Raw genomic sequence first — 13,148 nt, forward strand, 5'->3', positions numbered from 1 at the left:
CTGCTTGTGTCCGCTCGCGTCCGCGTGGGTGCGGCCGCGGTCCGCCCGCCGCGGTGCCGCCCTCCGGCGCCGGTCCGGTCCGCGCCGGGGCCCGGCGGGCTCCGGCGGTGTGCGGACCAGCGTAGTGCCGCGCGCGGGACCACCGCCGGATTCCCAGGTAGGACGCCGGTCGGGCGCGGATGGTTGCCCGGAACGGCTCCGCGTACGGCCGTCCGGGCGAGACCCCGGGCGAGACCCCGGGCGGGGACTGGGCGGGTACGTGCCCTTGGCCGGGCGGGTACGTGCCCAGGGCCGGGCGGGTCCCCGGTGAGGCCGCCGCGAGCAGCCCCGGAGGCCGGCTCGGCGCGGTCCGCGTCACCCCGCCGGGTGATCGTCGGCCCGCGGTCGCGTGATCGTCGGCCGATCGGTCAAGATCACCGGAGGCGGTACCGGCGTCCGGCTGTCCCCGGCGGGTGGGAGGATGGACCGCGCGGGCGTGCGCGCGGCGGTGTGACGCCGGGTGTGCGCGCCCTGCCGCGCCCGCCGCCCGTGCGGTACGTGGTGGTGTGGGCGGTGGGCGGTGCGGGCGCCGTACGGGGCGGCGCGGGCACCTGACGCCGCGTGACGTGTGCGGCCGCCCCGGTCCGGTGCCGGGCGGGCGCGGTGCGGGGCGCCGTGGGGAGGGACTCCCGCGGGCGGGTCCGCGCCAGGGTGATCACAGGGGTGATCAGGGGAGAAGGGACCGCGGACGAGATGCAGATCCGGCTGACCGTCCTCGGGCCGCGCGGCGGCCGGGCCGCCCGCGGCTGCGACGTGCTCGTCACCGCGCCCGAGGGCACGCCGCTGGGCAAGGTCGCGGGGGCGCTGGCCTCGGCGGCCGGGGCCGGGCAGCCGGGCGGCCGGTCCGCCGCCGCGGCCGTGGTGCTCTACGCGGGCCACGAGCGGCTGTCCCCGGCCGCGGTCCTCGGCGCGCCGCCGCTGGTCGACGGCGCGCTGCTGTCGCTGCACGCGCCGGCCGAGCCGCTCGGCGACCACGGGCAGTACGGCAGGTTCGGCCAGTACGGCAGGCCGCCGGCCGAGCTCGCCCGGCTGCACGTGATCGGCGGTCCCGACGCGGGCGGCGTGCACCTGCTCCAGGGCGGCCAGGCCAGGATCGGCCGCTCGGCGGACGCGGACGTGCCGCTGGACGACCCGGACGTCTCGCGGCTGCACTGCGAGGTCGCCGTCGGCGCGGACGGCGAGGTCACGGTGGCCGACCTCGGCTCCACCAACGGCACCGCGCTCGGCGGCCGGCCGGTCGGGCCGCGGCCCGTGCCGTTCCCCGCCGGCGCGCTGCTGCGGATCGGCGAGTCCACGCTGCGGCTCGACCCGCCGCACTCCCCCGCGCCGCCGTCCCTCGCGCCGCACCCCGACAACGACGGGCACCTGCGCGTGGCCCTGCGCGACACGGCGTGGCCGCCGGCCCGGCCCGAAGGTCCCGCGGGCGCCGAGGCGGCGGGCGGTACGGGTGCCGGTACGGGTGCCTGGCCGGGTGCCGGTGCCGGTACGGGCTCGGGTGCGCTGCCCCCGCGGGAAGACGCGGGCGCGGCGGCCGGCGCACGTCCGGCCACGGTCCCCGGCCAGGCGGACCGCCGTGCCGGCGGCGGCGACGGGTGGAGCGCGCCCGCGCTCGGAGGACCGGAGGCGACGGGTCCAGGACGCGTACCGGGAGCAGCGGACGCGGCGGCTTCAGGAGGCGCGCCGGGCGGACCGGGCCGGCTCCGGGCCCCGTCCCGGCTCCTGGCCGGCCGGCGCCGGGCCTCGGCCACGTCCCGCCGCAGCCCACCCGCGCGCCGGGCGTCCCGCCGGACGGCCCCCGTACCCACGGTTCCCGTACCCACGGCGCGGCGGACTGGCGGCCCGCGGCGGCCGAGCACGAGGCCGACGCCTTCGGCGACGGTACGGACGCGGGCGCGGGCGCGGGCTCGGGCGGCCCGGGACGGCGACAGGACGGGTCCGGCGGCACGGACCCCGTCGGCCCAGGAACGCGGCAGGACGCGCAGGACGCCACGGGGGCGCGCGCCGGTGGGCCCTTGGCGGACGCACCGGCCGACACCCGCCAGGCCCCCGGAACGCCCGAGGGGGCGCGCCGCGCCCCCGGCGGCGCCCCGGACCCCCGCGAAGGCCGCATGGGCACGCCCCCCGCGACCGGGTCGCACCCGTCGGCGTACCCCGCGGGCCGCCCGGACGGGCAGGACCGGGCCTCGCGCCCGGACGGCGAGCCCACGACCGCGCCCCGCCCCGACGCACCCGGCCGGGCGGCACCCTTGGGCGGGCCCGACGCGGACGCGTACCCGAGCCGGCAGGACCGGCCGGGGCAGCCAGGCGGACCCGACGCGGCCGCGTACCCCGGGCACGACCCGGCGCCGGGGGCGTATCCGGGCGGCCCGGACGCGGCACCCACGAACGGGCCCGAGGCGGAGGCGTACCCCGGCGACGGGCCGGCCCCGGCGCGCATCCCGGCCGGCAGGAACGGCCGGCGGCCCCGGGCGGAGCGGCCGGCTCCGGCACGCGGTCCGGCCAGGCCCCGGCGGACGGTCCCGCCGGACACGCCGGACACGCCGCAGGCGCGTACCCGGCCCACGGGCCGGGCTCCCCGGCCTACTCGGACCCGGGCCGCCGCACGGACGGCCCGGGCGGACCCGAGGCGGAGGCGTACCCCGGCGACGGGCCGGCGGCCCCCGGCGCACGAGCCGGCGGACCGGACACGGCCTCCCACGACGACCGGCGCGACGCCGACGCCCACTCCGGTGGCCGGGGCGCCGCCGGCCCGGCCCGGAGGGCGCCGCGCAGGACGGCGGGACGCGGCGGGCCACCGGGGAGCGGGCGCGGCCCGATGTGGCGGGACGGGGGCGCGGGGTCGGGGCGATAGGGGCGTGGGCGCGGCGGCGGTTCGCCGGCGGGCGCGGCGCGGCGCAGGAGGCCGGCGACGGCGGCGCGCAGGCCGAGGCGCTGCGGGAGCGCTGGCCGGACCCGGCGGCCGTGCTGCTGACCGTGCTGGGCCCGGGTCGCAGGCTGTGGGAGCGCGGTGTCGCGCACCCGGACGCGCTGACCGTACGGCTCGGGACCGCGGACCTGCCGGCGCGGGACGGGGCGCCGCGGCTGCCCGCGGTGCCGTTCACCGTGGACCTGCGGGCGCCGGGGAGCGCCGCGCTGACCCTGGCCGGTCCGCGGCCGCGGCTGTCCGGGCTGGCCCGCGCGGTGCTGGCGCAGCTGTGCGCGCTGCACTCCCCGACTGTGCTGGAGGTCGTGCTGATCAGCGCGGACCGGGCGCGGACCGCGGAGTCCCGCGCCGAGGAGTGGTCGTGGCTGAACTGGCTGCCGCACCTGCGGCCCGCGCACGGCCAGGACTGCCGGCTGCTGCTGGCGTTCGACCGCGAGCAGGCGGAGGCCAGGACCGCGGAGGTGGTGCGCCGGCTGGAGGACGGCCCCCTCGGGCCGTCCTGGGCGACGGCCCCGCAGGCCGCGGTGGCGGCGGCCGGGGCGGCGCACCGCGGCGCGTACACGCTGCTGGTGGTGGACGGCGACCCCGGTTCCGCGGCGCTGCGCGAGACGGTCGCGCGGGTCGCGGAGACCGGCCCGTCGGCGGGCGTGCACGTGCTGTGTCTGGCCGAGGAGGGCGATCCGCCGGTGATCGCGCACGGCGTGGTGGCCCGGCTGTCGGGTGACGTGGCGACGACGCTGCGGGTCGAGCCGCCGGGGCTGACGGCGCCCGCGGCGGGGGCGGGCCGGGGCGCGGACCACGGCGACGCGGGCGGCGGCGAGGTCGTGCTCGACGCGGTGTCCGCGGACTGGGCGGAGCACTTCGCGCGGGCGCTCGCGCCGCTGAAGGAGGCGGACGCGGACGAGTCGGGCGGCCGGTCGCGGCGGCATGCGCTGCCGCAGACCGTGCGGCTGCTGGACGAGCTGGACCTCGCGGTGGCGACGCCGGCGAAGATCGGCGCGCGCTGGGCGCAGGCGCCGGCCGCCTCGCCCGCGGCCACGGCCGTGCTGGGCGTCGGCGGGACCGGGCGGGTCGCGGTGGACCTGGCCGCGGAGGGGCCGCACGCGCTGGTCGGCGGTGCGCAGGGCGCGGGCAAGACGGAGCTGCTGCGGTCCTTCGCCGCCGCGCTCGCCGCGGCCGAGCGCCCCGAGCGCCTCGCCCTGATCCTCGTCGACGGGGCCGGCCAGGAACGCGGCGAGGGCCTTGCGGCCTGCGCCGAACTCCCCCACGTCACGGCCCACTTGGTGGCCTCGGACCCGGTGCGCATGCGGGAGTTCGCGCAGGCGCTGAGCGGTGAGCTGAAGCGCCGGGCGCAGGTGCTGGGCGGACGCGACTTCGCGGCGTGGCACGCGGAGCGGGTGGTCGCGGCGACACTGCCGCGGCAGGGGTCCGCGCCCGCGTCGCCCTCCGCGCGGGGCGCCACGGACCACGCGGACGGTGACCCGCTGCCGCGGCTCGTGGTGATCGTGGACGACTTCGACGCGCTGGTGGCGCCGGCCCTCGGCGCGCCCGGGCGGCCCTCCGCGGGCAGCGTGGTGCGGGCCTTGGAAGCGGTGGCGCGCGAGGGCGAACGCCTGGGCGTGCACCTGGTCGCGGCGACCGGGCGGCCGGAGCGGACGGCGGACACCGACGCGGACGAGCGGGCGCGGATACGGATCGCGCTGCGCGCCGCGGACCCGGAGTCGGCGGCGCTGCTGGTGCACGTCGAGGACCCGGCGGGGCTCGACGACGCGGCGCCCGGGCGGGGGTATCTGCGGCGGCCCGGCGGGGCGGTGACGCTCTTCCAGACCGGGCGGGTCAGCGCGCGGATCCCGCGGACGGCGACGCTGCGGCCCACGGTGGTGGCGCTGGAGTGGGAGCGGATGGGGGATCCGCCGGCCCGGCGGCAGGTGCGGGAGCTGGGCAACGGACCCACGGATCTCGCGCTGCTCGCGAGCGCGCTCCAGCGCGCGGCGGACTCCGCGCGGTCGACGTCGGGCTGACTCACCGTCGCTCGCTCAACGTGCCTTCGGCAGCGGGGAGTTGACGCCGAGCATCGGACATGACGTAGTGCCGGCACAAGATCACGGCATGGTCACGATCAGTGCCGCCGCAGCGTAGGGAGCCTTGTCGTGCGCAGGCCCAGGGGCGTAGGACAGAACGCCAACGGGACTGAGGGGATGGCCAGATGCTGACGTTGAGGAAGAGACCACGCACAGATCGCCCGACCCACCGCACTACGCGCATAGCGCTCGCGACCCTCGCCGCGAGCGCTCTCGCGCTGACCGCCGCGGCCTGCGGCGGCGACGGCAAGAAGGACGACGGCGCCACGACCTCGCCGTCCGGGTCCACGAGCGCCGCGAGCGCCACGGGCGGCAGCGGCGCCGGCGTGCACCTGCCCGACCTGCACGGCCAGAAGCTGGAAGTGGCCGCGGTGTGGACCGGCCCCGAGCAGCAGAACTTCCAGCGGGTGCTGGACTCGTTCGACAAGCTGACGGGCGCGAAGACCACGTACGTGCCCACCGGTGACAGCCAGTCGACCTTCCTGGGCACGAAGATCGCCGGCGGCGCGCCGCCGGACGTGGCGTTCCTCGCGCAGAACGGCGTGCTGCACCAGTTCGCCGACAAGGGCTGGCTCAAGCCCCTGGGCCCCGAGGCGCAGGCGCAGCTGAAGGCGAACTTCTCCACCGGCTGGCAGCAGCTGGGCGCCTGGAAGGGCACCCAGTACGGCATCTACGCCAAGGCCGCGAACAAGTCGCTGATCTGGTACAATTCCGCGGCGTTCGCCAACGCGGGGGTGAGCGCGCCGAAGACGTGGGCGGACTTCCTGAAGACCGCGGAGACCGTCTTCGAGTCCGGCACCGCGCCGGTGTCGATCGGCGGCGCGGACGGCTGGACGCTCACCGACTGGTTCGAGAACGTCTACCTCTCGCAGGCCGGCCGGCCAAGTACGACCAGTTGGCCGCGCACAAGATCAAGTGGACCGACCCGTCGGTGAAGACCGCGCTGACCACGCTGGGCCAGCTGTTCGGCAACAAGGACCTGATCGCCGGCGGCACCAAGGGCGCGCTGGCCGCGGACTTCCCCAAATCGGTGACGCAGGTGTTCACGGGCAGCAACCCGGCCGCGATGGTCTACGAGGCGGACTTCGTCGCGCCGTTCATCACCTCCAACACCAAGGCGAAGGTGGGCGTCGACGCCAAGGAGTTCCCGTTCCCGGCGGTCGGCTCCGGCAAGCCGCCGGTGGTCAGCGGCGGTGACGTCGCGGTGGCGCTGAAGGACGGCAAGGGCGCGCAGGCGCTGCTGACGTACATCGCCTCCGTCGACGCGGCGAAGATCTGGGCGTCGGGCGGCGGCTACCTCTCGCCGAACAAGTCCCTGGACTTCTCGGCGTACCCCAACGACGTGCAGCGCGGCATCGCCCAGGCGCTGATCGGCTCCGGCGACGACTTCCGCTTCGACATGTCGGACCAGGCGCCGGCGGCGTTCGGCGGCACCAAGGGCGAGGGCGAGTGGAAGGACCTGCAGGACTTCCTCGCCCATCCCTCCGACGTCGCGGGCGCGCAGGCCAAGCTGGAGGCGGACGCGGCCAAGGCGTACGGGAGCTGAGGCGGATGGCTGACGCCTCGCTCCCCGGGGCGGGGGGCGGCGCGGCCGGCGCCGCCCCGCTCGCGCCGGGTCCCGCGCAGGGGCCCGGCGCACGCCCCCGGCGCAGCATCGTCGGCACCCGGCCCTGGGTCGCCGCGGTCTTCCTGCTGCCGGCGCTGGTCCTGCTGGGCGCCCTGGTGGCGTATCCGATCGGGTACACCGTCTGGCGCAGCCTGTACGACGCCGACGGCAGCGGCTTCGTCGGGCTGGGGAACTTCCACACCGTCTTCAGCGACCACGACATCCTGATCGCGGTCCGCAACAACGCCATCTGGGTGCTGGTCGCGCCGACCGTGGCGACCGCGCTGGGGCTGGTCTTCGCGGTGCTCACCGAGCGGGTGAGCTGGGGGACGGCGTTCAAGCTGGTCGTCTTCATGCCGATGGCGATCTCGATGCTGGCCGCGGGCATCATCTTCCGGCTGGTGTACGACCAGGACCCGAAGGAGGGGGTCGCCAACGCGGTGGTGGTGGCGGTGCACGACACGTTCACCGGCGGCTCCGCCTACCCGGGGGCCCGCCCGCGGCCGAACGGCGACCTGAAGCCGACCGCCGGCGGCTCGTACACCTCGGCGTCCACCGCGCGCGTCGGCACGCCCGACGACCTGCCGCTGATCGGCATCCCGCAGAACAAGCTGCCGGCCGGCGCGCGGCAGGCGAAGCCGGCCGCGACCGCCCCGGACGCGGTGACCGGCACGGTCTGGCTGGACTTCAAGCCGGGCGGCGGCGGCCGGGTCGGGGCGATCGATTCGGGCGAGAAGGCGCTGTCCGGGGTGAAGGTGCAGGCGGTCAGGGACGGCACGGTGATCGCCTCGGCCACCTCGGGCAAGGACGGCACGTACAAGCTGCCCGCGAAGGCGGCGGGCGCGCAGCTGCGGCTGCCGTCGTCGAACTTCTCCGGCAAGTACAACGGCATCAACTGGCTGGGGCCGGACCTGGTGACCCCGGCGATCATCGCCTCGTACGTGTGGATGTGGGCGGGCTTCGCGATGGTGCTCATCGCGGCGGGCCTGGCCGGGGTGCCGCGCGAGCTGCTGGAGCAGGCGCGGGTGGACGGCGCCGGCGAGTGGCAGGTCTTCCGCCGGATCACCGTGCCGCTGCTGGCGCCGGTGCTGGTGGTGGTCATGGTCACGCTGATGATCAACGTGCTGAAGATCTTCGACCTCGTCTACATCATCGCGCCCAGCGCCACCCAGCAGAACGCGAACGTGCTGGCGCTGCAGCTGTACCTGTCGTCCTTCGGCGGCGGCAACGACGAGGGCGTGGGCAGCGCGATCGGCGTGATCCTGCTGCTGCTGGTGCTGCCGGTGATGATCTTCAACATCCGGCGGCTGCGCAGGGAGGGGCGGCGATGAGCGCGGCGGGCTCGATATCGGACGCGGGCGCGGACGCCCGCGGAGGCGCCCGCGGGGACGCGGACCCGCGGAAGGGACCGGCGGCTGCGGGCAGCCGCAAGGAGAGCCTGGGCGCGCGGCTCGCGGCGGGGGTCAGCGGCGGTGTGCTGCGGCTGTTCCTGCTGGTGGTGGCGCTGTTCTGGCTGCTGCCCACGCTGGGGCTGCTGCTGTCCAGCCTGCGCTCGCCGAGCGACATCTCCAGCAGCGGCTGGTGGAAGGTCTTCACCTCGCCGTCCCAGCTCACCGTCACCAACTACCGCACGCTGCTGGACAACCACGCGGTCACCGACTCGCTGTGGAACACCGCGCTGATCACGGTCCCGGCGACGCTGCTGGTGGTGGTGATCGGCTCGCTGGCCGGCTACGCCTTCGCGTGGATGGACTTCCGCGGCCGGGACTGGTGGTTCCTCGCGGTGGTGGCGCTGCTGGTGGTGCCGGTGCAGGTGGCGCTGGTGCCGGTGGCCAAGCTGTTCGGCGACATCGGCATCTTCGGCGACATCTCGGGCGTGGTGCTCTTCCACACCGCCTTCGGGCTGCCGTTCGCGATCTTCCTGCTGCGCAACTTCTTCGCGGAGATCCCGCGGGAGCTGCTGGAGGCCGCGCGGCTGGACGGCGCGGGCGAGCTGCGGCTGTTCCTTCGGGTGGTCATGCCGCTGGGCGGCCCGGCGATCGCGTCGCTGGGCATCTTCCAGTTCCTGTGGGTGTGGAACGACATGCTGGTCGCGCTGATCTTCGCCAACAGCGACTCGCAGCCGATCACCGTGGAGCTCCAGCAGCAGGTCCGGCAGTTCGGCAACAACATCGACATCCTCGCGCCCGGCGCGTTCATCTCGATGGTGGTGCCGCTGGTGGTCTTCTTCGCCTTCCAGCGGCAGTTCGTGTCGGGGGTGATGGCGGGCGCGGTGAAGTAGCCGCCTGGGGGCACGACCGGTTGCCCCCACCCGAGGGACCCGTGGGTGGCCCGCCCGGTGGACGGCGGGGCGGGCCGCCCGCGTGGCGGCCCGATCATGCGATGACCTTTTGGCACGCTGATTCCCGATCGATCGATTTCGGTCTGCTCATCCCTCTATGCGCCGATATGCGCATACGGGCGGGCCGCGATCGCCGCTGTGCGCCACCGGGAGTCGGGAGTTCCGCCATGACCTCGCAGCAGCTGGCCCCTGCCCCCGGGACCCGGCAGGGCCCGCCCCGGACGGCCGGCGGCCGGATCGGGGCGCTGCTGCTGGGCCGGCGGGTGCGGGAGGCCGCCGCGATCGGCGGCCCGGCGCTGGCCGTCATGGCGCTGGGCTGGCAGCAGCGCTGGGTCGGCGACGACGGCATGATCTACGCCCGCACGGTCCGTCAGATCCTGGCCGGGCACGGTCCGGTGTTCAACGTCGGCGAGCGCGCCGAGGCGTCCACCGGCACCCTGTGGCAGTGGCTGGTGGCCGCCGCCGCGTACGTCAGCGGGCGCGACCCGTCGCTGCTCGCCGTGGCGCTGGGCATCGCGCTCACCGGCGCCGGCTACGCGCTCGCGGTCGCCGCGGCGCGCCGCGCGGTGCGCCCGCTGACCGCCGCTCCGCTGCTGCCGCTGGGCATGCTGGTGCTGCTCGCGGTGAAGGCCGACTGGGACTACGCGACCTCCGGTCTGGAGAACGGCCTGTCCGCCGCGTGGATCGGCCTGGCCTGGTGGCGCCTGGTCGCCGCGCGCGACGCCTACGCACCGGTGCAGCCGGAGTCGGCGGCGGCGGACGGCACCCGCTACGACCGGGCCGCGCGCACCGTGCGGGCCGCGCACCGCCGCGGCGGCACCTACACCCTGACCGGTTCGTTCGTGCCGCGGCGCACCGAGAGCCGGCGCCGCGGGGTGTGGCCGACCGCGTTCCTGCTCGGTCTCGGGCCGCTGGTCAGGCCGGATCTGGCGATCGTCACGGCGGTGTTCCTGGTCGCGCTGTGGTGGATGGTGCGGCCGGGCGCATGGCGCGGCGCGGGGCTGCTGGCCGCCGCGTGCGCGCTGCCCGCCGGGTACGAGGTGTTCCGGGCCGGCTACTACGGCGTGCTGGTGCCGCTGCCCGCGCTGGCCAAGGAGGCGTCGGACGCGGTGTGGGCCCGCGGCTGGGCGTACTTCGGCAACTTCGCCGAGCCGTACCGGCTGTGGGTGCCGCTGCTCCTGCTGGTGCTGCTCGCCCTGGGGGCGCCGCGCGCCCTGCGCCGGGCGCTGCGCCCCGAACTGCTCGCGCCGCCGGTCGCGGGCCTGCTGTCGTGGGCGTACGTGTGCCGGGTCGGCGGAGACTTCATGCACGGCCGGCTGCTGCTGCCGGGGCTGATGCTGCTGGCGCTGCCGCTGTGCGCGGTGCCGGTGCCGGGCGCGCGGGGCGCCGAAAGCGCGGGGCGCGTGGAGGGGACGGGCGGGGCGGCGGGGGCGATCGGGGCGGCCGGAGCGACCGGGAGCGGCGGGAGCACCGGGGCCGCCGGGAGCGGCGGGACGGGGCGTGCGGCGCGCAGGTGGTTCGTGCCGGTCGTCGCGGCGCTGGCGGTGTGGGCGGTGCTGTGCGCGGTGCTGTGGCGCCCGCCCGCCTCGACCGGCAGCCCGTACCTGATCCTCGACGAGCAGGCCGACTACAAGGTGTACACGAACTCCGCGCACCCGGTCTCCGAGGCCGTGCACGCCGACCGGGACAAGCCGCTGCGCGCCGCGGTGGCCGCGGCCACGGCGGCGGGCCGGCCGGTGCTGCTGCTCCAGACGCCGGCGAGCAACGGCCGCTTCGTGTCGCTGCCGCTCGCCCATCGCCTCGGCCACCGGATCGCCGGGGCCTACGACCTGCTCGGCTACAACGGCATCGTCACGCCGCTGGCCGACGCCTCGGTCGACCCGCTGGGCCTGGCCTACCCGCTGGTCGCCCACCAGGAGCGGCCGGCGCGGCGCACCGACGGCCGCTCCGGGCACGAGAAGCCGGTCGACCCGGCGTGGATCGTCGCCGACCTGACCGACCCGGGCACGCCCGTGCCGGCCGGCGTCGACCCCGCCCGGGTGGCCGCCGCCCGCACCGCCCTGACCTGCGGTCCGCTCGCGGCACTCCAGTCCTCCGTCCGCGCCCCCCTCACCCCGTCCCGCTTCTGGCGCAACCTCACCGGCGCCTGGTCCCGCACCACCTTCCGCTACCCCGCCGACCCCGTCATCGCGGCGCACCGCCTGTGCCGTCGCTGACCGTGGCGGACCCGCGGTGACCACCGGAACGCACGGCGCCGGGCCGCGGGAGGCCGTCCCGCGGGAGGCCGGGCCGCGGCCGGGCGCACGCGGGGGGACCGGGGCGAGCCGACGGCCCGGACACCGGCCGCGCGGGTGGGCGCGCGTCCGCAGGCCCGGGCCGTACCTGCTGTTCGGCGCGGGGTTCTGGCTGGTGGTCTCGGTGGTCGTCGGGCACACGCCGATCGCCTCGGACTTCGGGCAGCACGCCGCGGCCGTGGAGCAGGTCCGCGAGAACTGGCGGCACCCGGCGAACCCGCTGCTGGCGGCGGACGGCGCCGGCAGCCCGTACTACTCGCCGTACGTGGTGGGGCTGGGACTCGCCGCGAAGGCGACGGGCGTCCCGGGGTGGGTGGCGCTGCGCTGGTGCGGGCTGCTCGACGTGGCCGTGCTGGTGGCCGGCGTCGGCGCGTACGCGCGGACGCTGAGCCCGCGGCCGATGGCGCCGGTGTGGGCGCTGACCGCGTTCTCGCTGCTGTGGGGGGTGCGCGGGACGGAGTGGAGCGGCTTTTGCGGACTGTGGTCGCTGACCCGCGGCGCGGCGTACCCGAGCACCTTCGCGGTGGGGCTGACGTTCCTGCTCTGGGCGTGGACGGACCGGTTGGTGCGGAGGGAGGCGGCGGCCGGGCGAGGAGGACCGGGGCGGGACGTGCCGGGCACGCGGGATCGGCCGGGCCGGCGGGACGCGCCGGTCGCGCCGGCCGGGCGGGAGGCGCCGGTCGCGCGGGGCGGGCGCGCGGTGCCGGCGGGGCGCGGCGGCGGGTGGGGCGAGCACGCGGCGCTGGGCGCGGCGTGCGCGGTGCTGCTACTGATCCACCCGATCACCGCCCTGGCGGCGACGGTCGGCGTGGCGGCGACGGTGGCCGCGCGCCGGCCCGCCCCGGCCCGGAGCAGCGGGCGGAGGCGGGGCGGCGGGTCCCGGTTCGGGTCCCGGTCCTGGTCCTGGTCCGAGGCCGCCCGGTGGGCTCTGACCGCGGCGGTCGCGGTCGGCGCGGCGGGCGCGTGGCCGTACTTCGACGTCTTCGCGCTGGCCGGCGACGGCACCCTCGACGCGGTGCACCGCACGCTCTACGAGCAGCCGCTGCGCTGGTACGCGCTGGCAGCGGTGGGGCTGCCGGCCCTGGTCCGGCGCGCGCGGACGGCCCCCCGGCCCGGGGACGGCGTACCGGCGGGGGACGACGGCAGCGGCGCCCGGGCGGCGTACGACACGGGCACTGCGCGGCCGGGCGACGCGCGGGTACGGGGCCGGGCGCGGTGGAGCCTGCGCGACCCGCTGCTGCTGATGTTCGCGGCGTACTGCGTGATCGCCGCGTACGGCTGGGTGAGCGGCCACTACACCTACGGGCGGGTGTTCGCGCTGCTCCTGGTGCCGCCGCAGTTCGCGCTGGCGGTCGAGCTGGCCGAGCTCCCGCGCTGGACGCGGCTGCGGGCGGTGCTCGCGCCGCTGGCCGCCGTCGCGCTGTGCTGCGGCCTGGTCGCACAGATCGGCGCGGTGGTGCCGCGCCGGGTGCTGCCGGTCGCGCTCGACCACCCGCTGCGCTTCCACGACTACCGCTGGGCGGCCGACCGGATGCGCACCGGCGACGTCGTCCTGACCGACAGCTACCAGGCCACGCACGTGCTGCCCGCGTACGGGGTGCGGCTGGTCGCCCCCACCTGGCCCGACCCGTCGGTGCCGGCCGCCGAGCGGGACCGCCGCTTCGCCGACCTCTTCACCTACCTGCGCGCCGGCACCTCCGACGACACCCGCGCCGCCATCGCCCGCCGCTACCACGTGCGCTGGCTGCTGCTCACCCAGGACGAGCACGTCCCCTACGACGGCGTGCTCGTCGACTGGGACGTCCCCTCCCACGAGCGCCTGATCCGGCTGGCCACGCCCTAGAAGCGACGGGAGCGGCGGGAG

The 13,148-nt window shown here is 77.3% G+C and carries 5 protein-coding genes and 2 pseudogenes; all 7 read left to right on the forward strand.

Features of this window, described 5'->3' with window-relative positions; all coding sequences use genetic code 11:
• Positions 1-732: 732 nt before the first annotated feature.
• Positions 733-1,290: pseudogene (locus VSR01_RS13505) on the forward strand (FHA domain-containing protein); the annotation flags it as partial.
• A 1,566-nt stretch (positions 1,291-2,856) separates the two neighbouring features.
• Entirely contained in the window at positions 2,857-4,983 is a 2,127-nt protein-coding gene (locus VSR01_RS13510; protein ID WP_326453640.1) for an FtsK/SpoIIIE domain-containing protein, read from the forward strand.
• Positions 4,984-5,168: 185 nt separating this feature from the next.
• A pseudogene (locus VSR01_RS13515) lies at positions 5,169-6,589 on the forward strand (ABC transporter substrate-binding protein).
• A 5-nt stretch (positions 6,590-6,594) separates the two neighbouring features.
• Positions 6,595-7,980: a carbohydrate ABC transporter permease gene (locus VSR01_RS13520; protein ID WP_326449471.1), complete on the forward strand. Its 1,386-nt coding sequence runs from the start codon at positions 6,595-6,597 to the stop codon at positions 7,978-7,980.
• Positions 7,977-8,930, forward strand: coding sequence for a carbohydrate ABC transporter permease (locus VSR01_RS13525; RefSeq protein ID WP_326449472.1), 954 nt, complete (start codon positions 7,977-7,979; stop codon positions 8,928-8,930). The genes VSR01_RS13520 and VSR01_RS13525 overlap by 4 nt, the downstream gene beginning before the upstream one ends.
• Positions 8,931-9,157: 227 nt before the next feature.
• Positions 9,158-11,206 carry a hypothetical protein gene (locus VSR01_RS13530; protein ID WP_326449473.1) on the forward strand — a complete coding sequence of 683 codons (2,049 nt, stop codon included), beginning with the start codon at positions 9,158-9,160 and terminating at the stop codon, positions 11,204-11,206.
• 16 nt (positions 11,207-11,222) lie between these two features.
• Entirely contained in the window at positions 11,223-13,127 is a 1,905-nt protein-coding gene (locus VSR01_RS13535; RefSeq protein ID WP_326449474.1) for a hypothetical protein, read from the forward strand.
• Positions 13,128-13,148: the final 21 nt, after the last annotated feature.

It is taken from the genome of Actinacidiphila sp. DG2A-62 (assembly GCF_035825295.1).
Taxonomy (GTDB): domain Bacteria; phylum Actinomycetota; class Actinomycetes; order Streptomycetales; family Streptomycetaceae; genus Actinacidiphila.

What these genes read in the sequence shown, in the direction of transcription:
- VSR01_RS13525 (WP_326449472.1), top strand. Translation starts at nt 7,977, where the DNA reads ATGAGCGCGGCGGGCTCGATATCGGACGCGGGCGCGGACGCCCGCGGA.
- VSR01_RS13530 (WP_326449473.1), top strand. Translation starts at nt 9,158, where the DNA reads ATGACCTCGCAGCAGCTGGCCCCTGCCCCCGGGACCCGGCAGGGCCCG.
- VSR01_RS13520 (WP_326449471.1), top strand. Translation starts at nt 6,595, where the DNA reads ATGGCTGACGCCTCGCTCCCCGGGGCGGGGGGCGGCGCGGCCGGCGCC.